Annotated in this window: 17 protein-coding genes and 1 riboswitch; of the genes, 5 read left to right on the top strand and 12 right to left on the bottom strand. The window is 71.7% G+C overall.

Features of this window, described 5'->3' with window-relative positions:
* Positions 1–12 precede the first annotated feature (12 nt).
* A complete protein-coding gene (locus ACQPZ4_RS02435; protein WP_433055430.1) occupies positions 13–402 on the top strand; it encodes a hypothetical protein in 390 nt (129 codons plus the stop codon).
* 64 nt (positions 403–466) lie between these two features.
* Here ACQPZ4_RS02435 and ACQPZ4_RS02430 read toward each other — a convergent pair whose 3' ends face one another.
* Positions 467–2,311, bottom strand: coding sequence for a glycerol-3-phosphate dehydrogenase/oxidase (locus tag ACQPZ4_RS02430; protein ID WP_433055427.1), 1,845 nt, complete (start codon positions 2,309–2,311; stop codon positions 467–469).
* A 67-nt stretch (positions 2,312–2,378) separates the two neighbouring features.
* On the opposite strand from ACQPZ4_RS02430, the gene ACQPZ4_RS02425 reads away from it, so the two are divergent.
* Complete coding sequence (locus tag ACQPZ4_RS02425; protein ID WP_433055424.1) at positions 2,379–2,834, top strand: SRPBCC family protein; 456 nt, start codon at positions 2,379–2,381, stop codon at positions 2,832–2,834.
* Here the strand turns inward: ACQPZ4_RS02425 and ACQPZ4_RS02420 are convergent.
* A complete protein-coding gene (locus ACQPZ4_RS02420) occupies positions 2,822–4,393 on the bottom strand; it encodes a phytoene desaturase family protein (protein WP_433055421.1) in 1,572 nt (523 codons plus the stop codon). The two genes, ACQPZ4_RS02425 and ACQPZ4_RS02420, sit on opposite strands and share 13 nt — an antisense overlap.
* 62 nt (positions 4,394–4,455) lie before the next feature.
* Between ACQPZ4_RS02420 and ACQPZ4_RS02415 the strand changes: the two genes are divergently transcribed.
* Positions 4,456–6,771 carry a S8 family serine peptidase gene (locus ACQPZ4_RS02415; protein ID WP_433055418.1) on the top strand — a complete coding sequence of 772 codons (2,316 nt, stop codon included), beginning with the start codon at positions 4,456–4,458 and terminating at the stop codon, positions 6,769–6,771.
* Here ACQPZ4_RS02415 and ACQPZ4_RS02410 read toward each other — a convergent pair.
* Positions 6,751–7,824, bottom strand: a complete 1,074-nt coding sequence (locus tag ACQPZ4_RS02410) for a dipeptidase (protein WP_433055415.1) — start codon at positions 7,822–7,824, stop codon at positions 6,751–6,753. The genes ACQPZ4_RS02415 and ACQPZ4_RS02410 overlap by 21 nt on opposite strands.
* 107 nt (positions 7,825–7,931) lie before the next feature.
* Here ACQPZ4_RS02410 and ACQPZ4_RS02405 point away from each other — a divergent pair, with 107 nt between their 5' ends.
* Complete coding sequence (locus ACQPZ4_RS02405) at positions 7,932–8,177, top strand: hypothetical protein (protein ID WP_433055412.1); 246 nt, start codon at positions 7,932–7,934, stop codon at positions 8,175–8,177.
* A gap of 104 nt (positions 8,178–8,281) precedes the next feature.
* Here ACQPZ4_RS02405 and ACQPZ4_RS02400 read toward each other — a convergent pair whose 3' ends face one another.
* From ACQPZ4_RS02400 to thrC, 6 genes are all read right to left on the bottom strand, one after another.
* Entirely contained in the window at positions 8,282–9,145 is an 864-nt protein-coding gene (locus ACQPZ4_RS02400; protein WP_433055409.1) for a GNAT family N-acetyltransferase, read from the bottom strand.
* A gap of 979 nt (positions 9,146–10,124) precedes the next feature.
* Positions 10,125–11,744 (bottom strand): chaperonin GroEL, encoded by a 1,620-nt coding sequence (groL, locus tag ACQPZ4_RS02395; RefSeq protein WP_433055406.1) that lies wholly within the window; start codon positions 11,742–11,744, stop codon positions 10,125–10,127.
* 399 nt (positions 11,745–12,143) lie between these two features.
* Complete coding sequence (locus tag ACQPZ4_RS02390) at positions 12,144–12,347, bottom strand: cold-shock protein (RefSeq protein WP_190251253.1); 204 nt, start codon at positions 12,345–12,347, stop codon at positions 12,144–12,146.
* A gap of 276 nt (positions 12,348–12,623) precedes the next feature.
* Positions 12,624–14,297, bottom strand: coding sequence for a phenylacetic acid degradation protein PaaN (gene paaN / locus ACQPZ4_RS02385; protein ID WP_433066165.1), 1,674 nt, complete (start codon positions 14,295–14,297; stop codon positions 12,624–12,626).
* A 173-nt stretch (positions 14,298–14,470) separates the two neighbouring features.
* Positions 14,471–15,478, bottom strand: a complete 1,008-nt coding sequence (locus tag ACQPZ4_RS02380) for a GNAT family N-acetyltransferase (RefSeq protein ID WP_433055402.1) — start codon at positions 15,476–15,478, stop codon at positions 14,471–14,473.
* Positions 15,479–15,785: 307 nt separating this feature from the next.
* Positions 15,786–17,054, bottom strand: a complete 1,269-nt coding sequence (thrC, locus tag ACQPZ4_RS02375) for a threonine synthase (protein ID WP_433055399.1) — start codon at positions 17,052–17,054, stop codon at positions 15,786–15,788.
* 13 nt (positions 17,055–17,067) lie between these two features.
* Positions 17,068–17,209, bottom strand: a riboswitch (SAM riboswitch).
* An 86-nt stretch (positions 17,210–17,295) separates the two neighbouring features.
* Here thrC and ACQPZ4_RS02370 point away from each other — a divergent pair.
* A complete protein-coding gene (locus tag ACQPZ4_RS02370; protein WP_433055396.1) occupies positions 17,296–18,222 on the top strand; it encodes a glucosyl-3-phosphoglycerate synthase in 927 nt (308 codons plus the stop codon).
* Positions 18,223–18,291: 69 nt separating this feature from the next.
* Here ACQPZ4_RS02370 and ACQPZ4_RS02365 read toward each other — a convergent pair whose 3' ends face one another.
* Genes ACQPZ4_RS02365 through ACQPZ4_RS02355 form a run of 3 tightly spaced genes read right to left on the bottom strand, consistent with a single transcriptional unit; the run spans position 18,292 to position 22,395 of the window.
* The gene (locus tag ACQPZ4_RS02365; protein ID WP_433055393.1) at positions 18,292–18,774 is read right to left on the bottom strand and encodes a hypothetical protein; all 483 of its coding nucleotides are present in this window, start codon (positions 18,772–18,774) and stop codon (positions 18,292–18,294) included.
* A 43-nt stretch (positions 18,775–18,817) separates the two neighbouring features.
* The gene (locus ACQPZ4_RS02360) at positions 18,818–19,699 is read right to left on the bottom strand and encodes an ABC transporter permease (RefSeq protein WP_433055390.1); all 882 of its coding nucleotides are present in this window, start codon (positions 19,697–19,699) and stop codon (positions 18,818–18,820) included.
* The gene (locus ACQPZ4_RS02355) at positions 19,696–22,395 is read right to left on the bottom strand and encodes an alpha/beta fold hydrolase (RefSeq protein WP_433055387.1); all 2,700 of its coding nucleotides are present in this window, start codon (positions 22,393–22,395) and stop codon (positions 19,696–19,698) included. Before ACQPZ4_RS02355 ends, ACQPZ4_RS02360 begins: the two co-directional genes overlap by 4 nt.
* Between the last annotated feature and the right edge of the window lie 17 nt (positions 22,396–22,412).

The raw sequence follows: 22,412 nt of genomic DNA, 5'->3' as shown, positions 1-22,412 counted from the left end.
GGAGATAGAGGCATGAGCGACGTCGACTACGGGCAGTACGAGGCGGGCCAGGAGAGCGGTTCGCTGGACCAGGTGCACCAGGCGGAGGGTTCGGAGTACGACGCCCAGTCCCAGTTCGGCGTGTACGAGCAGGACCACTCCGCGGCCGAGTCGACGGACTTCTCGACCGGGCAGCACGTGGAGTACGACGCGCCGGGGGCGGTGCACTACGAGTCGACGGAGTTCACGAACTACAGCCACGACGCGTCCGAGGACGACCACGTGTTCGCGGCCGAGGGGTCGGAATCGGTGCACCAGGCGGAGTTCTCGGAGCTCGACGCCCTGCAGGAGCGCTTCGCGACGGCGTTTGAGAACGGGACCGCGTTCAGCGCAAATAACGCCGAACTCGAAGCCGCCAACTAAGCACGAACAACGAACAGCGCGGTCCGTCCCTGGGGACAGACCGCGCTGTTGTTGTGTGAAGGCCTCAGACGCCGGCTCGGTCGGCCTGGAAGCCGCGGACGTCCGGGGCGCCCAACCGCGCCGCGTCCGCCGTCAAGTCGTCCGGCATGCGCTGCGACTCCTGCTCCGCCGCCACCCGGGCCAAGTAATGGTCGACCTCGCGGGCGCGGGTGGCCGCGTCCCAGCCGAGCACGTCGCCCATCACGCGGGCCGCGTCCGCGGCGCTCGCCGTGCCGCGGTGGTCGGTCTCGAACGAGATGCGCGTGCGGCGGGTCAGGACGTCCTCCAAGTGCAGCGCCCCCTCCGCCAGCGCCGCGTACGCGACCTCCGCCGCCAGGTACTCCGGCGCGCCCTCCACCGGGCGGAGCAGCGACGGGTCGAGGGACAGGACCTCGAAGGCGAGCGAACCGTACCGCTCCAGCAAGTGCTCCAGCACGCCGGCCTGAATGCCGTGCCGGCGCGCCAGGTCCGCCCGGTTCGTCCACAGTGGATGGTAGCCGTCCGCGCCGAGGAGGGGCAGGTCGGCGGTGCGCGAGGCGGGGACCAGGCCGCCGTGCCGGCGCAGGCCGCCGAGGCGGTGCGCCACGCGGTCGATGACGTCGGCGGCCATGACGCGGTACGTCGTGTACTTGCCGCCGGCGATCAGCATCAGGCCCAGCATCGGCTCGACGACCGCGTGGGTGCGGGACAGGGCCGAGGTCTGCTCGTCGCGGCTGTGCGGCTGGCGGTGCCTGGCCTCGCGGGAGAGCAGGGGGCGCAGGCCCGCGTAGACGCCCTCGATGTCGTCGGTGCCCAGCGGGCGGTCCAGCACCGCGTTGACCTGGCCCAGCAGGTACGAGATGTCTGTCGCGGAGGCCGCCGGGTGGCCGCGGTCCAGGTTCCAGTCGGTGTCCGTGGTGCCGATGATCCAGTGGCCGCCCCACGGGATCACGAAGAGGACAGACGTGGGGGTACGGAGGATGAGTCCGGCTTCGCCCGTGATGGCGGAGCGGGGTACCACCAAATGCACCCCCTTGCTCGCGCGCACCTGCAGGCCGGAGGACTCGCGGGGGCCCTCGCCCGAGAGCATGCCGGCGATGTCGTCCATCCACACGCCGGTCGCGGCCACCACAGTGCGGGCGTGGACCTCGAACTCCTCGCGGGACTCCAGGTCGCGGACGCGGACGCCGGTGACCTCGCGGGCGTCGCGGAGCAGACCCACCGCGCGGGCGCTGGGGACGATCGCGGCTCCGAGGCTGGCGGCGGTACGGGCGAGCGTGGCCACCAGCCGCGCGTCGTCGACCTGGCCGTCGAAGTACTGGATGGCGCCGCTGATCGCGTCCTCGCGCAGGGACGGGAAGCGGCGGTGGGCCTCCGCGCGGGAGAGGTGGCGGTGCAGGGGCATGCCGCTGGGGGAGGATCGGCGCAGGCGCACGGTCGCGGCGAAGGCGTCGTAGAGGCCCACGCCGGCGCCGTAGTACGCGCGCTGCCAGGCCCGCCGGCCCAGGCCCGTCAAGCCGCGCTGGGCGGGGAGCGGGACGAGGATGGGCACTGGACGTACCAGATGAGGAGCCAATCGGGACGCGAGCAGGCCGCGCTCCTGCAGCGCCTCGGCGACCAGGCCGAACTCGAGCTGTTCGAGGTAGCGCAGGCCACCGTGGATGAGCTTCGAGGAGCGGCTGGAGGTGCCGGAGGCCAGGTCGCGGGCCTCGATCAGGGCGACCGACAGGCCGCGGGAGGCGGCGTCGAGCGCGGCTCCGGCGCCCGTGACGCCGCCGCCGATGATCAGGACGTCGAAACGCTCCCGCCGCAGACGGGCCACGTCGGCGGCGCGGCGCGCGGGCGACAGGCGGGACGCCTCGAAACGGGACGCGGAGGGTTCACGGCGCACTACTACACGGTAGCCTCGCCCGTCACGCCCATGGTGTGAGATGCGCTGCCCCGGGCATGAGAGGGGGGTGTCCATCACCGAACGCATCGTGCGGGCGCCGGCCGCGAACGTCTATGCCGTACTGTCGGATGGCTGGTCGTACTCCGACTGGGTGGTCGGCACCGCGCACATCCGCGACGTCGACGCGGAATGGCCCGCGCCCGGGTCGCGGCTGCTGCACAAGGCCGGCCCGTGGCCGCTCTCGGTGCGGGACCGCAGCGAGTCGCTGGCGTGGGAGCCGGGGCGGATGCTGCTGCTGAAGGTGCACCTGTGGCCGTTCGGGGCCGGGAACGTGCGCTTCACCCTCGACCCGCTCGACGAGCAGGCGACCAGGGTCACCCTGCAGGAGCAGTTCACCGATGGGCCGCTGCTGGGCGTGCGCAACAAGGTCGGCGACGTGCTCCTGCACTTCCGCAACACCGAGGTGCTGCAGCGGCTGGCCGACCACGCCGAGCGGCGGATGGCGGCCGCTCAGCGCGGGTAGATCCGGCGCAGCGCGGCGTCGATCGCGGCCTTGTAGGCGTCGCCCAGGACCGGCCGGTTGCGGGCGAGCGCCGCGCGGGCCGCGTTCGCACCCGGCGCCCCGTGCACGCCGCCGCCGGGGTGGGCGCTGGAGCTGGCGAGGTACAACTTGTCGATGGGCGTGTCGGCGCGCCCCAGTCCGGGCGTGGGCCGCCAGATGACCTGCTGGTAGGCGCCGGCCGTGCCGCCGTTGATGGCCCCGTCGATCAGGGACGGGTTCTTGGCCTGCAGCTCCGCGGGGCCGGCCACGTAGCGGGCCAGGACCAGGTCGTCGAAGCCGGGAGCGTGCCGCCGCAGCGTGCCGGTGACCCGCTCGACGTGCGCGGCGACGTCTTCCGGGCCCATTTCACGAGGCAGATGGGTGTACGCCCAGAGCTGCTCGGTCCCGCCCGGCGAACGCGTCGGGTCGGCCGTGGTCATCTGCCCGACCAGCAGGAACGGGTCCTCCGGCGGCCGGCCCGTCGACAGGTCCGCGGCGTAGCGCACCGGATCGGCGCCCAGGTGCACGGTGCCGGCCCCGGCGACGTCCGGCGAGATCCACGGGACCGGGCCGGACAGCGCCCAGTCGATCTTCAGAGTGGCGTTGTCCCAGCGGAACCCGGCCAGGTCCGCCAGCAGCCGGCCAGGCAGATGTTCGGGTTTGATCATCGTCTGGTACAGCGGGAGCGCCGGAACATCCGCGATCACCGCTCGCCGCGCCCGGAAGAGCCTCCCGTCCGCGCAGCGCACGCCGAGCGCCCGGCCGCCGCCCACGATGACCTGCTCGACGGCGGCATGGCGGTGCACGACGCCGGGGAAGCGGCGCAGGAGCGCGTCGGTGATCTGCTGCGCGCCACCGACGGGGACCGGGAAGCCGTACTGCTGCGCCAGCATCGCCAGCAGCCAGCCGAACCCGCCGCCGGCCGCGTCGTCGGGCGCCAGGTCGGTGTGCAGCGCGAGGCCGGTGAGCAGCATCCGGGCGCCGTCGCCGGCGAACAGTTCCTCGCCCAGGACGCGGGCCGGGACCAGGAAGCGGCGGCCGAGCCGGAGTGCGCCGCCCAGCCCGGCGTGCGCGGCGAGGCGGGCGCCCGCGCGGACCGGGGGGAAGGGGGTGAGCAGGGCCGGGATGAGGTCGGGGGCGAGGCGGCGCCACTCGGAGTACCACTGCCGCCAGGCCTTGCCGTCGCCCGGCGCGAACCGCTCCAGCGACTCGGCAGTCAGATCGAGCTCGCGGCTGAGCACGGCGGCGCGGCCGTCGGGGAACAGGTGGGCCACCACCTCGGGCGCGTGCGTCCACCGCAGCCCGTGCGCCTCCAGGTCGAGCGCGAGCAGCGGCGGGGAGGCGGCCGAGAGCGGGTAGAACGCGCTGCACAGGTCGCTGAGGAAGCCGGGCGCGGTGATCTCGGCCGAGCGCACCGCGCCGCCGACGTCGCCGGTGGCCTCCAGCACCGCCACGTCCCACCCCGCGTCGGCGAGCATGTTGGCCGCGACCAGGCCGTTGTGCCCAGCCCCGACGACGACCGCGTCGACCGTTTCCGTCATGCTCCCCAGTCTCCTTCTCGCGCCCCCGGGATTTGTCATACCCGCCACGTAGCATCCGGACCATGGAACCTGGGGCAGTGCCGTCGAAGCGAGCGTGGGGCTGGTCGCTCGCCCTGACGATCGTGCTCGGGCTGTGGGTTCCGTTCGTCGTGGTGGTACCCAACGCGGGGCTCTGGCTGGTCGCCGACACGCTGAGCATCGAGGGCGAGTCGGTGCCGCGGGTCCTCTGGCTCGCGGTCGCCGTCGGGACCCTGCTGCTGGTCGGGGTGCCGGCGCTGCTGCTGGCGATGCTGTCACCGGTGCGCTTCGCGCGGATCGCGGGCCGGCAGTGGGCCCTCGCCGCCGGATTCGGGGCGCTGCTGGGCTTCGCGCGGTTGGTGCCGCCGACGTACCACGAGCTGTACCTCGCCCTGCTGGCCGCGCTCGCCGCCGGGGCCGCCCTGGTCCACCGGCTCGGGACCGGGCGGGTCGAGCGGCGCGGGGAGCCGGACCGCTGGATGGTGTGGCTGTCGCTCGCCGCCGGGCTGCTGCTCCTGCTGCCGTGGCTGTGGGTGGGCGCGCTGGGCGGGGCCACCGAGACCGTGCTCGCGCTGGTCGCCGCGCTCGCGGTGGGCTGGCTGGCGACCCGGCCGCTGCTCGCGCTGACCAGCCGCGCGGTCACGCCCGGGCACCGGTGGGGCGGTGCGGCGCTCGGCGGGCTGCTCGCGGGCGTGGCGCTGGTGCCGCTGGCGGCGGGGGTGGGGGAACCGGCGGTACAACTGCTGGCTTTGTTGTGTGTGCCGCCGGTGGCGTTCGCGCTGGGGGCGTTGCGCCAGGCCGGGACGCCGTCCGTGGTGGCGCTGCTGACGCCGGTGCTGTTCGGGCCGCTCGGGCTGGTCGACCCGGACGAGACGTCGCTGATCCTGGGCCTGCGCGACGGGCTGTTCTGGGGCGCGATCGGCGCGGCCGCGGCGGGCGGGCTGGCCCTGATCGCCGCGCTCGCGCTGCTGGTGGTGTTCCGGCGGGTGCGCTGGCACGCCTGGCTCGCCGCGGTCCTGGCCGTGGTCGTCGCGGCGGCCGGGGCGACGGTCTACATCGCGCTGGGCCGGCCCGGGCTGTCCGGGGAGCGGCTCTTCGTGGTCATGCGCGAGCAGGCCGACCTGTCCGGGCTGCCGGCCGTGCGCGACCGGACCGAGCGGGTCCGGCAGACGTACGAGCGGCTGGTCACGACGGCCGAGCGCACCCAGGCCCCGCTGCGCAAGGAACTGCGCGACAAGCACGTCTCATTCACCCCGTTCTACATGGTCAACGGCATCGAGGTGGACGCCGGACCGCTGGCCCGGCAGTGGCTCGCGGGCCGCTCCGACGTCGCCCACGTGCTGCTCAACCCGCAGCTGCGGCCGCTGCCGGCGGCGGCCGAGCCGATGCACGGGTCGCAGGCCGCGCCGAGCGCCACGCCGTGGAACCTGACGCTGATCGGCGCCGACCGCGTCTGGTCCGACCTGCACACCACGGGCCAGGGCATCGTCGTGGGCAGCTCCGACTCGGGCGTCGACGGCACCCACCCGGCGCTGCGCGGCAACTTCCGGGGCGGCCCCGACTCCTGGCTGGACCCGTACGGCGCCGACACCACCCCGACCGACGGCAACGGCCACGGCACGCACACCATGGCCACGGCGGTCGGCGCGGGCGTCGGCGTGGCCCCGGGCGCCGAGTGGATCGCGTGCGAGAACCTGCCCCGCAACCTGGGCAGCATGACGAACTACCTGACGTGCCTGCAGTTCATGCTCGCGCCGTACGCCAGGGGAGCCGACCCCTGGCACGCCGGCCACCCCGAGCGCGCCCCGCAGGTGCTCACGAACTCCTGGGGCTGCCCGACGGTGGAGGGCTGCGACCTGTACTCCATGCGCCCGGCCATTGACGCCTTCACGGCCGCGGGCATCTTCTTCGTCGCGGCGGCGGGCAACACCGGGCCGCGCTGCGACACCATCACCGACCCACCGGCGAACTACGCCGCCACCCTGACCGTGGGCGCCGTGGATCGCTCGTCGCGCGTGGCCGAGTTCTCCAGCCGCGGGCCGGCGCCGGACGGCTCGCCGAAGCCCGACGTGATGGGGCCGGGCGTGGACATCCTGTCGGCTTTGCCGGGCGGCGGGTACGACGTGCTGAGCGGCACCTCCATGGCCACGCCCCACGTGGCTGGGGTCGTCGCGCTGATGTGGTCGGCGAACCCGGCGCTGGTCGGCGACATCCCGCGGACGCGCGCGATCCTGAAGGACACGGCCGGCCCGGTCCAGCTGCGCGGCGCGACCTGCGGCGGCCAGGCCAACGTCGAGGGCGCCGGGCTCGTGAACGCCTACGCGGCGGTGCAGGAGGCCCTAGCCGCAGGTCGCGCGTAGGACGCGCATCGCGTTGTCCCAGGCCAGTTTGCGCAGCTCGGGCTGGGACCAGCCGCGGCCGGCGAGCTCGGCGAACAGCGCCGGATAGGCCGACACGTCCGGCAGGCCCGTCGGGACGATCTCGGTGCCGTCGAAGTCGCCGCCGAGGCCGACAGCGTCGACACCGGCGACCCCGCGCACGTGCTCGACGTGATCCGCCACGTCCGCGACCGTCGTCGGCGGGCTGGGGTTGGCGTCGATCCAGGCCTGGCGCTCGCGGAGGAAGTCGGGGGTGTCCCACGGTACGGCGATCGCGTCCTCGACCCGGGCCAGTTCCTCGCCCCACTCGCGGCAGGCGTTGGTGAGGAAGAACGGTACAAACGTGATCATCACCAGGCCCTCGGAGTCGCGGACGCGGAGGAGGACGTCGTCCGGGACGTTGCGGGGGTGGTCGCACAGGGCGCGGGCCGAGGAGTGCGAGAAGAACGCCGGGTGCACCGAGGTGTCCAGCGCGGCGTGCATGGTGGTGTCGGCGACGTGGGCGAGGTCGCAGAGCATGCCGAGGCGGTTGAGCTCGCGGACCACCTCGTGGCCGAACGGGGACAGGCCGCCGCTGGAGGGCTTGTCGGTCGCGCTGTCGGCCCAGTCGGTGTTGCGGGAGTGGGTCAGCGTGAGGTACCGGATGCCCAGGCGGTGCAGCGAGCCCAGCACGACCAGCGAGTTGTCCAGGCAGTGGCCGCCCTCCGCACCCAGCAGGCAGGCGATGCGGCCGGCCGATCGGGCTTCTTCGACCTCCGCGGCCGTGGTCGCCAGGGCCAGCGCGGACGGATAGCGGTCGACGATGCGGCGGACGAGTTCGACCTGCTCGACGACCTGGATCGCGGCCTGCGGCTCGGGGCGGTCGTTCGGGACGTACACGCTCCAGAACTGGGCTCCGACGCCGCCCTTGGCCAGCCTTGGCAGGTCGGTGTGCAGACCCAGGCCGGACAGGTCGTCGCGCAGGTTCAGCGTCTCGCCGGGGTCGCGCACGCGCAGGCGCCACGGCAGGTCGTTGTGGCCGTCCAGTACGTCCATGTACCGACCATAAAGGCGGCCAAAGGGCAGGTCGCGAAATGCGCGTTTTGCCGCGGACATACGAACGGTCCTCATATGGTGAAGTTGGCCGACATGAGGGGGGACCCATGGGCAAGTCCAAGAAGAACAGCAGCAGCTTCGACAGCCAGGGCATCGAGCGCGGCATGCACCGCTCGGAAGACGACCTCGGCTATATGGACCAGGACCTCACCGACGACTTGACGATCACGCCCGACTCGATCATGTCGGGCGAGTCCACCAACGCGAACACGGCGACCATGCGGGCCCGCACGAAGACGCAGCAGGAGCAGACCTCGCTGCAGATCAAGCGCGGAAACCAGCCTGACATGTGACAGACGCGCCGCCGCCCGTGGCATGACGGGGGATCACGGGCGACGGCGGCACGTGTGCGGGGCAGGATCGTGGCGAACCCACGGCCCTGCCCCGCATACGTCGCTCAGCCCAGCGTCTTGGTGTAGATCCAGAACACCCGCTCGATCCGCGCGCCGACGGCCTTGGAGTAGAACCCGATCGGCCCGGCCCAGCCGATCTGCGCTGCGGACAGTCCCATGGCGCGCTGGTCGGCCAGGCACCGCCGCAGCAGCACGCGCCCGACGCCCAGCCCCTCGGCGGCCGGAGCCGTGCCCATGGGCCCGAACCAGCTCGGCCGATTCGCGCCGTACGCCGCGAAGCCCAGCACCTCGCCGCCCCGCCTCGCCACGTAGCACCCGGCGCCGGCGCGGCCCAGGGACTGCTCGACCTCCCAGGCCCAGCCGTCGCCCCAGATCCCGCGCACCCACTCCGGCACGTCCGGCCCCGCGGCCTCGACCTTGAAATCCTGCGACTCGTCGGCCTGCTCCGGGAAGGCGTCGCGCCGGGTCAGATCGGCGGTCATGTTCCAGGCGGTGTCGCTGACCTTGTAGCCCGCCCGCCGCGCCAGACAAACGGCCGGCGTGTACCGCACATCGATCCCCGGCCACGCATAACACGGCGGATTCCCACCGAGTCTCACCCGCGTCGCACCCAGCGCGCGCAGTCGCTCCTCAGCGGCGCGCAGCAGCCGCGACCCAACCCCGCGGCGGCGGGCTTCGGGCAGCACGGCGAGCAGCTCGACGTGCCCCAGACTCGGATCGGCGTCACTGATAGAAGCAAACGCCGCGCCGGTACCGTCTGAAGCTCCGACCCTCACCACCGCCCGCCCTACCGGCGGCGTGGCGAGCCTGGCGGCGAGCACCTCGCCCTCGACGGCGTCCTCCGGCAGATCGAGCGCGCGGGAAAGCAGCGCTCCAGCGCCGGCGACGTCGTCGAGATCCACGATCATTTGGTTAACATACCTAACTGTTTCGCTACGGGTCCGCCCAGGTCACGCCCTGGCGGGTTGGCGTGATCGCGCCACGGCCGGGTGCGGGATTCAGGCAAAGCACGTTAACGGCACAGATACCCTGTCGGGCGATAAGTCCGAAGAGTCGCGGCGCGCCAGCGCCCGACTTTTCGGGGCCGCACCCCGTTCGCCGACCCGCCGGATTCCCGTCGGCACCGCGATCGCCGACACCGCCGCGAGGTCGAAACCAACACGCGCGAGAGCACCGCCGCAACGCCCACGCGAGGCCATCACCGCTGCGGGGCCGCGTTGGCCGGAAACGCGAGGCCCACCGCCGCGCGAGACCACCGCCACCGCCGCGCGAGACCACCGCCGAGAGCACCGCCGCAACGCCCACGCGGGGCCATCACCGCTGCGGGGCCGCGTTGGCCGGAAACGCGAGGCCCACCGCTGCGGGGCCGCGTTGGCCGGAAACGCGAGGCCCACCGCCGCGCGAGACCACCGCCACCGCCGCGCGAGACCACCGCCGAGAGCACCGCCGCAACGCCCACGCGGGGCCATCACCGCTGCGGGGCCGCGTTGGCCGGAAACGCGAGGCCCACCGCTGCGGGGCCGCGTTGGCCGGAAACGCGAGGCCCACCGCCGCGCGAGAGACCACCGCCACCGCCGCGCGGGTGCGCGTTAGCCGGGACGCAAGACTCACCGCCACGCGAAACCACCACCACCGCCACCCGCACGGGCGTTAGCCGGCGCGCGAGACCCACCACCACCGCGCGGGCCGCGGAGGGTCGGGTCGCGGCGGTTGCGGGGAGCGTCGGGTTGGGGCGGAGCGCGGGAGCGTTGGCCGGGACGCGAGGCAGACCACCAACGCTGCGTGGGCGAGAACGGGCCGGCGTGGAGAGCGCGGGCGCACAGCAAAGCGGGCCGGCCCCGGAGGGTCGGCCCGCTCTGTTTGCAGCTGTGTTGCGGAAGGCTGGACTCAGAAGTCCATGTCGCCGCCGCCGGGGGCGGCCGGGGCCTTCTCCTTCTCGGGCTTGTCCGCCACCACGGCCTCCGTGGTGAGGAACAGGGCCGCGATCGAAGCGGCGTTCTGCAGCGCCGAGCGCGTCACCTTGGCCGGGTCGATGATGCCCTCGGCCAGGAGGTTGACGTACTCGCCGGTCGCGGCGTTGAGGCCGTGACCCGGCTCCAGGTTGCGGACGCGCTCGACGACGACGCCGCCCTCGAGGCCCGCGTTCACGGCGATCTGACGCAGCGGGGCGTCGAGCGCGACCTTGACGATGTTCGCGCCGGTCGCCTCGTCGCCGACCAGGTCGATCTTGTCGAACGCGGTCTTGCCGGCCTGCACGAGGGCCACGCCACCGCCGGGGACGATGCCCTCTTCGACGGCCGCCTTCGCGTTGCGCACGGCGTCCTCGATGCGGTGCTTGCGCTCCTTGAGCTCGACCTCGGTGGCCGCGCCGACCTTGATGACCGCGACGCCGCCGGCCAGCTTGGCCAGGCGCTCCTGCAGCTTCTCGCGGTCGTAGTCCGAGTCGCTCTTCTCGATCTCGGCGCGGATCTCGGCGACCCGGCCGTTGATCGCCTCGGCGTCACCCGAACCGTCGACGATGGTGGTCTCGTCCCGGCTGACGACGACCTTGCGGGCGCGGCCCAGCAGGGAGAGGTCAGCGTTCTCGATCTTGAGGCCGAGGGTCTCGCTGATGACCTGGCCACCCGTCAGGATGGCGATGTCGGCGAGCATGGCCTTGCGGCGGTCGCCGAAGCCGGGGGCCTTGACGGCGACCGACTTGAACGTGCCGCGGATCTTGTTCACGACCAGGGTCGCCAGGGCCTCGGCCTCGACGTCCTCGGCGATGATGGCGAGCGACTTGCCCGCCTGCATGACCTTCTCCAGCACCGGGAGCAGGTCCTTCACCGCGGAGATCTTCGACTCGACGATGAGGATGTAGGGGTCGTCGAGGACGGCCTCCATCCGGTCGCTGTCGGTCGCGAAGTACGGCGAGATGTAGCCCTTGTCGAAGCGCATGCCCTCGGTGAGCTCGAGCTCGAGGCCGAAGGTGTTGCTCTCCTCGACGGTGATGACGCCTTCCTTGCCGACCTTGTCCATCGCCTCGGCGATGATCTCGCCGACCGTGGAGTCGCCGGCGGAGATGGAGGCGGTGGAGGCGATCTGCTCCTTGGTCTCCACGTCCTTGGCGAGGTTGGCCAGCTCGTCGGCGACGGAGGCGACAGCCGCCTCGATGCCGCGCTTGAGGGCCATCGGGTTCGCGCCGGCCGCGACGTTGCGCAGGCCCTCACGGACCAGCGCCTGCGCGAGCACGGTGGCCGTCGTCGTGCCGTCACCGGCGACGTCGTCGGTCTTCTTCGCGACTTCCTTGACCAGCTCGGCGCCGATCTTCTCGTACGGGTCCTCGAGCTCGATCTCCTTGGCGATGCTCACACCATCGTTGGTGATGGTGGGCGCGCCCCACTTCTTCTCGAGGACGACGTTGCGGCCCTTGGGCCCGAGCGTCACCTTGACGGCGTCGGCGAGCTGGTTCATGCCCCGCTCGAGACCGCGGCGCGCCTCTTCGTCGAACGCGATAATCTTGGCCATTCGGCGTTGTCCTCCTGGACACTCACGATTCGCCTCGACCCCGTGGGGCCTGCGGCTCACCGCCTGCTTTCGCACCTTCGGAGCCCCACGTCGGCAGCTCCGGGCGGTCGGGCCGGATGAGCCCGCGACGACCAGCCTCAGGTGGTTGCCCACCGGAGGACTGCACCGTCCCGACCTTGGCACTCACGGGTTGCGAGTGCCAAGTCCCTGTTTAGCACTCTGGCCGGTCGAGTGCAAGCAAACGGAGAGCCCCGCGAGGTGATCCCCAGGGTTCACCCAGAGAGCGCTCTCCCAACAGGAAGCCGGCAAAGGAGGAAAAGAAATGCCGTAAAAAGGACGCAGGGCACCAGCCCTCGTCAATGAGGGCGGTGCCCCGGCGGTTGAATACGGAGACTTGGGTCAGGCGAGGAGCCGAACCCCTTCGGCCTGCGGCCCCTTCTGACCCTGCGCGATCTCGAACTCGACGCGCTGTCCGTCTTCCAGCGACTTGTAGCCGTCCATCTGAATCGCGGAGAAGTGGACGAAGACGTCCTGCCCCCCGTCGACCGCGATGAAGCCGTAGCCCTTTTCGCTGTTGAACCACTTGACGGTGCCCTGTGCCACGGTGCACTTCCTCTACTTCGGTCCTGCTGCTTACTCGGCTGGCTGTGGGGACCAGCTCCGGGTCTTCAACCACAGCCGCCGGGTCCGGGGGTGGAACCGGCGAAGGAAGACGACCGAACCGCACGGTACAGGAGTAACCACCCTGCCGACAGGCCTAAATCGGACAGCAAGGTCACGGTTCAAACAGTGGAAAAAGGTCGCCGAGCATGCCTTCTCGCAACTTTTCCTTGCAGAGTCAAGCATCGCCCGGCGACTACTCGTTAGGAACCTTCAGCACTACACGTGACGTCGTGACTGAACGACGCGGAAGCGGCTGGCGACGTAGGCACCGTCGGTGAGCGCGGCATTGGCCGCGGGATTGGCACCACTGGCGTGGAAGTCGGAAAACGCGGCCGACTGGTTCACGAAGACACCGCCGGTAAGGTTCACTGACAAATGCACACCTGCAACCAAAGCGGCCTCTTCCACGGCGTCGAGGACGTCCGGCGACGTCGAATAGACCGATGCGGTCAATGCGCCCTTCTTGCCGACCGTGTCCGCGAAGATCCGCACACTGCCGTCTGTGGAATCGGTCGCGACAACGAAGGAAATGGGACCGAACCACTCCGACCCATACGTCTCGGCGTCATCCGCGCCGAGTTTCCGGATGAGCGGTGTACGGACAGTCGCGGTCGCATAAGCCGGGTGTGAAACGTCTGAGGATTCGAGTACCGGATCGCCCACCGTTGCGGCCTTCTGGAGCCTTTCCAGAACGCCTTCGTTCACGATTGCGCCGGTCAGTTCCACGCCCTTGGCGGCATCTCCGGTGAGTGCACCGACGGCCGCGGCAATGCCTTGGGCGACGTCGTCGAGGCTCTTGTGCCCCTCGTTGGTGGCGATGCCTCCCACGGGCACGAGAATGTTCTGCGGAGTGGTGCACATCTGCCCGGAGTACAACACCAAGGAGAACCCGATGTTGCGGCACATTCCGGCGAAGTCGTCCGTCGAGTCGACCACCACGGTGTTGACGCCGGCCTTCTCGGTGTAGACCACGGCCTGGCGCGCGTTGCCCTCGAGCCAGTCGCCGAACTCGGTCGAGCCGGTGAAGTCGATGATGCGCACCTCGGGCCGCAGGGCGAGGGTCTTGGCCAGCCCCTCGCCGGGCGCCTCGGCGGCCAGCAGGACGAGGTTGGGGTCGAAGCCGGCGTCGGCGAGCGTCTCGCGGGCGATCTTCACGGTGATCGCCAGCGGCAGGACGGCCCCCGGGTGCGGCTTGACGACCACCGGGTTGCCCGTGGCCAGGGACGCGAAGAAGCCCGGGTACGAGTTCCACGTCGGGAACGTGTTGCAGCCGATGACGAGGGCGGCACCGCGCGGTACGACATGGAAGGTCTTCGACATGTGCAGCGTCTGGCCCTTGCCCGCGGGCTTCTGCCAGTCGGCCGTGGCCGGGGTGCGGGTCATCTCGCGGTAGGCGTAGGCGACCGCCTCGAGCGCCCGGTCGAACGCGTGCGGGGCGCCGGCCTGGAACGCCATCACGAAGGCCTGGCCGGTGGTGGCGTGCACGGCGTTGGCGAGCTCGAACGAGGCCTTGTGCAGCCGGTCGAGGATCTCCAGGCAGACGCCGGTGCGGGTCTGCGGGCCGGCCGCGCGCCAGGCGGGCATGCCCTCGGCCAGCGCGGCGAACGCGGCGTCGACGTCCAGGTGCGGATAGCGCACGTCCAGCTCGATGCCGAACGGCGAGCGCTCGGTGGCGACCCAGTCGGTGATGCCGGGCTGATCCTTGAGGGGAAAATCGGCGCCGAGGTACGCCCGGAAGGCCGCCTCCCCCTCGCCGGCGGCATGCTCGCCGTAGATGCGGGGGCTGGGCGACTCGGGGTAGTTGGACCAGTACGCACGCTCGGCGATCGCGGTCAGCGCCCGCTCCAGCGTGTCGGCGTGGCTGGCGAACATGGGGTGTGAGTTCTCCATGTGCGCCATCCTGCCACCGCCGAGCGGGCCCGCCGACCATGTGACGAGTTCCAGCAACGAGGCAACCCGCCCGCAAAATCACCCCATACCGCGCGAATCCCCGGACGGGGTATAAGTCCGAAATGTCGGGCTGAGGCACGAAGCCCGACATTTCGCGATCAACCCCGGCGAGGCTAAGCCAGCGCCCCCTGCCAGTTCGCCCAAAGATCGACGAACCGGAACCCCATCGCCTCGTTGATGGCGATCATGTAGGAGTTGTCCGCCGCGTTGAAGGTGTCGATCACCGTCACGGCGGGCTCCCCCGCCTGCATCCGGCGCAGGTTGGCGACCTTGGCGACGATCCCCAGGCGGTGGCCGCGGTGGGCCGGGTGGACCAGGGTGATCATCTGCCAGGCGTGCCAGTCGATGGTGCGGGCGGCCTTGATCGCGGTCCACGCGACCAGTCGGCCGCTCGCCTCGTGGACCAGCCCCGTCTCGTACCGCCGCCACCCCCAAGCCGTGTTCGCGGCGTGCTGCGCGCGGACCCGGGCCGCGTCGACGTTCTCCGGTTCGTACTCGAGCTCACCCATCGGCGACTCCGCCAGGAACGAGGAGTCCAGGGCGGCCAGGTCCTCCACGTACTCCTCGGGCAGCGTGTCGCCCCAGTGCACGAGCCGGTAGCCGGCCGCCTTGGCCAGGCCGTCGGCGTACATGCGGTCGAGGGCGGCCTCGTCCAGGTCGGCCACGACGAGCCGGCGGCGGGCGTCGAGCAGACCGTTGGTCAGGCCGTACGCGGCGGCGAACCCGCTGGACGCATCCGTCATGGGGCTGAAGCCGAACACGCCTGTGCGGCCCTCGGCGCGGGCCGCGGCCGAGGCGTGCGCGAACAGGGCCCGGCCGATCCCCCGGCGCCGGTGGTCCGGGTGCACGTTGATGTCGATGACGGCCTTGTCGAGGTTGTCGTGCCGGGGCAGGTCGACCTGCACGACCCCGACCGGCTCGGCCCCGTCCCGGGCCAGGAAGTAGCGGCGCGGCCCGCGGGTGGGCGGGACCCGGAACTGCATGTCGTACTGGTACCGGCACTCCGGCGGGAAGTCCGGCAGGTCGGCGCCGACGGACGCGCCGGCGATCGCGAACGCCGCGTCGACGGCGGCCGGGTCATCGGCGCCGACCTCGACGATCTCTAGCGTTGACTGGGCCATACCGGTGAGGGTCGCGCCGCGCGGCAGACCTCTGCAAACCATTTATGCCCGGAAATTGGTCGAGAGGACGCTCGCCAACACCTCCGGTGTTGTGGTCGCGGACCCAGGGGTCTCGCGGCGACACGTCCTCCCGCACCGAGCATCCTGAACCCCGGACTTAGGGCAGTCAAGTCAGCAAACCGACGATGCGCTCATCGATGGTTACGCACCGTACCGAACTTCTCCCCCACTCGGACGAGGGGGTCCTCGTCCGAGCATGGAAGCGCTCTCAGCCGATCAACGCTGCGTGATCGTGCCGCCTAAAAAATCATCCGAGCAGGCCGGCCGCGCGGGCCGACTTCAGCGAGGGCTTGACAGTGTGGGTCGGACCCACCCGGTCGGCCACCGCGTCGAGGGTCTTGAGCCCGTCGCCGGTGTTGAAGATGACCGTCTCCGCGTTCGGGTCGAGCTTGCCCGACTCGACCAGCTTCTTGAGCACCGCCGTGGTCACCCCGCCGGCGGTCTCGGCGTACACGCCGGCCGTGCGGGCGAGCAGCTGGATGCCCTCGCGGATCTCGTCGTCGCCGACGTACTCCATCCACCCGCCGGTCCGCCGGACCGACTCCAGCGCGTAGACCCCGGCCGCCGGGTCGCCGATGTTGAGCGACTTCGCGATGCCGGTCGGCTTCACCGGGGTGATTTCGTCGGTACCGTCATGCAGCGCCTTCGCGATCGGGTTGCACCCGGCCGACTGGGCGCCGAACACCTTCCACTCGGTCGCGGGCACGAGCCCGATCTCGACCAGCTCGGTGAACGCCTTGTCGATCTTCGTGAGCAGCTCGCCGCTGGCCATCGGGATGACCACCTGGGCCGGGATGCGCCAGCCGAGCTGCTCGGCGACCTCGTACCCGAGGGTCTTGGAGCCCTCGGCGTAGAACGGCCGGACGTTGACGTTGACGAACGCGGTGTCCTCGAACTCGTCGGTCTCGGTGAGCTCGGAGCAGAGCCGGTTGACCTCGTCGTAGGAGCCCTCGATGGCGACGACCTGCCCGCCGTACACCGCGGTCATGACGATCTTGCCGGGCTCCAGGTCGGCCGGGATGAACACGGTCGACGGGACGCCGGCCCGGGCGGCGTGGGCGGCCACGGAGTTGGCGAGGTTGCCGGTGGAGGCGCAGGAGTACCGCGTGAAGCCCAGCGCCTTGGCCGCGGTCAGCGCCACGGAGACGACCCGGTCCTTGAAGGAGTGGGTCGGGTTGGCCGAGTCGTCCTTGACGTACAGCGGCGCCGTGAACCCGAGCTCCTTGGCCAGCCCGTCGGCCTTCACCAGCGGGGTGAGGCCCGGGTCGAGGGTCACGCGGGTGGCCGGGTCGATCCCGACCGGCAGCAGCGGCGCGTACCGCCAGATGTTCTTGGGCCCCGCCTCGATCTGCTCCCGGGTCACCGTGGCCAGCGCCGCGGCGTCGTAGCCGACCTCGAGCGGGCCGAAACACTCGTAACAGGCGTGCTGGGCGGCGAGCGGGAACGTCGCGCCGCAGCCGCGGCAGACGAGGTTGCGGGCCGGGGAGTCGGTGAAGACGCTGAGCGTCGAGGTCATGGCGGAGGCCTTCCTCTCATCTTTCCCACGCGCACGGACGTGCGCGCGAGACGGATTTGGCACCTACCGCGACGGACCTCTTCGTTGAGCAAAGAACGTCGCAGGGGTTGCCGGGGCTTCATCGGGCCGTGTCCCTCTGCCCCTCTGGATGAGGTATTCAGTTGTAACGCCAGTCTAAGGGGCCTTACCGACGACTGGGTATGAGTCATCTCACGACGTGGACGAGGCTAGGTTTTCACTCATGCACCCGATCGCGGCGGACTGGTTCGCGCGGCGCACCTCCCGCTGGACCGACTGGCCGGCCGACGAGGTGCTCGCGGCGAAGGGCGACACCCGGGTCAGCGTGGTGCTGCCCGCGCTGGACGAGGAGCCCACCGTCGGCGAGATCGTGGCCGGGGTGCGCACCCTGGGCCCGCTCGTCGACGAGCTGATCGTGGTCGACTCCGGCTCGGTCGACCGCACCGCCGAGGTCGCCGCGGCCGCGGGCGCCACCGTGCACCACCGCGACGACATCCTCCCGGCCGTCGGCTCCCGCCCGGGCAAGGGCGAGGTGCTGTGGAAGGCGCTGGCCGTCACCAAGGGCGACATCCTCGTGTACGTCGACGCCGACTTGACCGACTTCCGCCCGCACTTCGTCACCGGGCTGCTGGGGCCGCTCCTGACCGACCCGGCGACGCTCATGGTCAAGGCGTTCTACGACCGGCCCCTGCTCGACGTCTCGGCGGCGGGCGGCGGCCGGGTCACCGAGCTGGCCGCGCGGCCGCTGCTCAACGCCCACTTCCCGGAGCTGTCCGGGGTGGTCCAGCCGCTGGCCGGGGAGTACGCGGCGCGGCGCTCCCTGCTCGAGTCCCTGCCGTTCGCGGCCGGCTACGGCGTCGAGACCGGGCTGCTCATCGACGCCTGGCGGGCAAACGGCCTCGACGCGGTCGCGCAGGTCGACCTCGGTCAGCGCACGCACGGCCACCAGGACACGGCCGCCCTGGGCCGGATGGCCGCCACGATCCTGCAGACGATCAACGCCCGCCTCTCCCCCAGCCACGCCCTCTGGCCGACGCTGACGCAGTTCGAGCGACAGGATTCCGCCGTGGTACCGCACGAGACAGCGGTCGCCCACCCCGACCGGCCGCCGATGTGCTCGATCGACGGCTACCCGGACTCCTCCGAGTAGCCCGCGCGAACGCGAACAGCGGGCTGCCCGGACTCTCCGAGATAGCCCGCGCGAACGCGAAACAGCGGGCTACGCGGACTCCTCCGCGTAGGCCGGCACGAAGCGCCACAGCTGGACGGTCGCGACTCCCGCCCCGAGGATTGCCACGGCGAGCGCGGCCCACTCGGCGGCCAGCAGCCACAGCGGGGTGTCGATGACGGCCACGGGATCTTCGCCGGTGACCGAGCCGATCGCGATCACCACGGCGACCAGGAGCATCAGGACCAGCAGCAGGACCGACGTGAGCCGCAGCACCCAGCCGCCGGTGCGCCCGCCGAGCCGGGCCAGGGCCACGCTGCCGGCCGCGATCACGGCCCCGAACGCGCTGGCGATCGCCCCGAGCAGGGTGAAGATCTTCGCGGTCTGCGCCTCGACCGGGCCCCGCGTCAGGTTCGAGCTCTGCGCGAAGTGCGTCCACTCGTAGAGGTGGTGCTGGTCGTAGTACAGCCCGGCCGCGAGGGCGGCGAGCCCGGCGGCCAGGACGCACGCGCCCCCGAGGGCGGAGATCCGCATGGACGGGCACCCTACCGGTCGGTAGGGCCCCGTCCAATGCCTGTCAGCTCACGACGTCCTTGCGCAGGAACCGCCACCAGGCCAAGGAGAAGAACACCGTGGCGTAGGTCAGGGACGCGATCGCGCCCTTGACCAGGTCATCGGTCTGCATCGGGCTGGAGAGCAGGCCGAGCCAGGCGTCGGCGTAGTGGGTCGGCAGGACCGTCCGCAAGTTTCCGAGCGCGGTGATCTGGTCGAGGATGTTCGACAGGATCTGCAGCAGCACCGCCCCGCCGACCGCGCCGAGCGGGGCGTCCGTCGACACCGACAGCAGGAACGCCAGCGAGGCGACGACGAGCAGGGTGATGCAGAGGTACCCCACGATCTCCGCCAGCCGCACCACGCTCGTCCCGGCCGCGATCTCGCCCCCGATCGGCGCGCTCAGCGGCGACCAGCCATAGCGCAGCGTGCCGGCCACCAGCGCCGTCACCACCAGCGTCAGGATGGCGGCCAGGCTGTAGAGCAGCGAGACGGCCAGCTTGACGGCCAGCAGGCGGGAGCGGGGCACGGGCATCGCCAGGAGGTACCGCAGACTCCCCCAACTCGCCTCGGACGCCACCGTGTCGCCGTGGAACAGCGCGACCACCACGACGAGCAGGAAACCGGACGAGACCAGCAGGGTGAAGAGGGTGAAGTTGGGCCCGCCGCTGGTCGCCAGGTCGGACAGGCGGGAGAACTCGCCGCCCCCGCCGCCGTTGTCGTCGCCGCCGCTGCTGTCGAGCTGGAACGCGGTCAGGATGATCAGCGGCAGCAGCACCATGAAGGCCAGCGCCATCTGGGTGCGCCGCCGGGACCCCTGCCGCTTGATCTCCGTCCACAGCGAGAGGGTGGCGCCGGGGCGGTACCCCGCCGCGCCGCCGACGATCTCGGACTTCGTCGCCGTCATGACCGCTCCCCGCTCGCCTTGGTGTCCCCGCCCACCAGGGACAGGAACGCGTCCTCCAGCCGCCGCCGCGGCGTGACCCGGTCGATGCCGACCCCGGCCCGCACCAGCGCCGCCACCACCTCGGCCCGCGGCGTGCCGTCGATGTCGACGACCAGCCCGCGCCCGCCGGACCAGGCCACCGAGCGGACGCCCGCGAGCTCGCCCAGCACCTTCTCCGCTTCGTCCACATCGGACACGTCCAGCTGCACCGTGGGCGAGTCGCCGACGATGTCGTCGACCGGACCGGCCGCGACCACCTCGCCGCGGTGCATGACCACGACGTCGGTGCAGGTCTGCTCCACCTCGGCGAGCAGGTGGCTGGAGACCAGCACGGCCCGGCCGCCGGTGGCGTAGCGGCGCAGCACCTTGCGCATCTCGGCGATCTGCGGCGGGTCGAGTCCGTCGGTCGGCTCGTCGAGCACCAGCAGGTCCGGCAGGCCGAGCATGGCCTGGGCGATCGCGAGGCGCTGGCGCATGCCGTGGCTGTAGGTCTTCACCCGCCGGTGCACCGCGCCGCCGAGACCCGCGATCTCGTACGCCTCCTCGAGGTGCGCGTCCGCCGCCGGCCGTCCGGTCGCCTGCCAGTACAACTCCAGGTTCTGCGCCCCGGTCAGGTGGGGCAGGAAGCCTGGCCCCTCGACGAGCGAGCCGACCCGGGACAGCACGGGCGAGCCGGGCAGCAGCCGGTGGCCGAAGACCAGGATCTCGCCGGCCGTGGGCCGGGTCAGCCCCATGAGGACCCGCAGCGAGGTGGTCTTGCCCGCGCCGTTCGGCCCGAGCAGGCCGACCACCTGTCCACGCTGGACGGTGAAGTCCACTTTGGACACCGCCACGAAGTCCTTGTACTCCTTGCGCAGCCCGCGCACCACCAGCGGCGTGTCCACGTGCTCCGTCGCCACGCTGCGGTCGATGCGTCGCGCGCGGCCGCGGGCCACGAGCAGGGCCACCGCCAGCGCGATGACGATCAGCGCGAGGAGGGCGATCAGGACGTACCGCCAGATGACCTCGGGGTTGGCGATCGGCGTGCCGGCGATGGCGGGCAGCGTGACCGCCCCGTCGACGGCGACCGTGTAGACGGCCGGATCCGGCGGCGACCAGTAGGCGGTGTCGGCGGTCGCCACGGTGATCCCGACCCGGCTGCCGGCCTCGAAGCGGTGCACGACGGCGGGCAGGATGACGGTCATCGGTACCGCATCCGCGATGTCCTTGGCCAGGCCGGTCAGCTTGATCGGGGCGATCAGCCCCTCCGGGATCGACGGCGCGCCCTTGGCCGGGATGTCGTAGAGCTTGACGAACAGCGTCGCCTCGCCGGTCGGGGAGGCCGCGCGGATCTGGACCCGGGGCGAGCCGGCGGTGTCCAGCGCGGCCGGCAGCGGCTCGGAGACGAAGTCCGCGTGCTGGCCCGGGATCTCCTGGGAGATGCCGTCGCCCAGGCCGCTGGAGCCGAGCAGGCTGGACAGCCCGGCGATCGGCAGCGACGAGAGCGCGGCCGGGTTGCCGTCCGGCGGGTTGGCGATCGGCTGGGCGGGCCCGCGCAGGTCGACGGTCGCGCCGGCGTTGTTCAGGCCGGGGTACTCGTCGATCTTCGAGGCGGTGGTGACCAGCCCGCGGCCCTGGGCGTTGAGGCCGGAGACGCGCGAGTAGGTGAAGCTGTCGGCCGGCGCCGCCCCGTTGCCCTTGACGTAGTGGTCCAGCCACTGGCCGGTCAGCAGGCGCAGCCGGTCGACCTCGGACTGCGGGCCGGTGCCGCCGTCGTGGCCGCCGGTGAACCAGGCGACCCGCACCGGGGTGCCGGTGGCCGCGATGCCCCGGGCGTTGGCGTCGCCCTCGCTGAGCGGGAACAGGGTGTCGACCTGGCCCTGGATCAGCAGCGTGGGCGCCTTGATCTTGTCCAGGACCGCCGACGGCGAGGACCGCCGCAGCAGCGCCTCCTGGGCCGGGGTGGCCTTGCCGGTCGTGGCGATGTCGAGGTACGCGCGGCAGATGTCCGCCGCGAACCGCCCGCACTGCGGATTGCGCGGGTCCTCGGTGGAGCCGAAGAACTGCCCGGCCCACTGCTTCTTGAACACCCCGCCGGGCAGGAAGACGTTGACCAGGTCGTTCCAGGTGATCATGGGCACGATCGCGTCGACCCGGCTGTCCTGGGCGGCCAGCAGCAGCGAGAGCGCGCCGCCGTAGGAGCCGCCGACCGCGGCCACCTTGGGGTCGTTGCCCGACTTCGCGATCTCCGGGCGCGCGGCGAGCCAGTCGAGGAGCCGCTGGGCGTCCTTGACCTCCCAGTCCGGGCTGTCCAGGTGGATCTCGCCCGTCGAGCGGCCGAACCCCTGGGCCGTCCAGGTCATCACCGCGTAGCCCTGCTCGGCGTACAACTCGGCATCGCTCTTGACGCTCTGCTTGGTCCCGCCGAAGCCGTGCGCGAGCAGGATCGCCGGCACCGGGTCGCTCGCGCTCGCCGATTTGGGCAGGTAGAGCGTCGTGTCGAGGGTGACCTCGTCGGCGTCGGCCGGGCCGGTGCGGACGGTGAGCATCTGGTCGGTGGCCCGGTAGTGCTTCGGCGCGGGCGCCGCGGCCCACGCCACCAGCCCCGCGACGAGCACGATCCCGACGGCACCGGCGATGACCTGGCGCCGGGTGAGGCTCGGAAGGCGAATCCGCATTGACCAAACGTACGCAC

The sequence above is a fragment of the Dactylosporangium sp. CS-033363 genome (genome assembly GCF_050942475.1).
GTDB lineage: Bacteria > Actinomycetota > Actinomycetes > Mycobacteriales > Micromonosporaceae > Dactylosporangium.
Note: the sequence above shows the minus strand (reverse complement) of the source record. Positions and strands in the feature narration are given on the sequence as shown.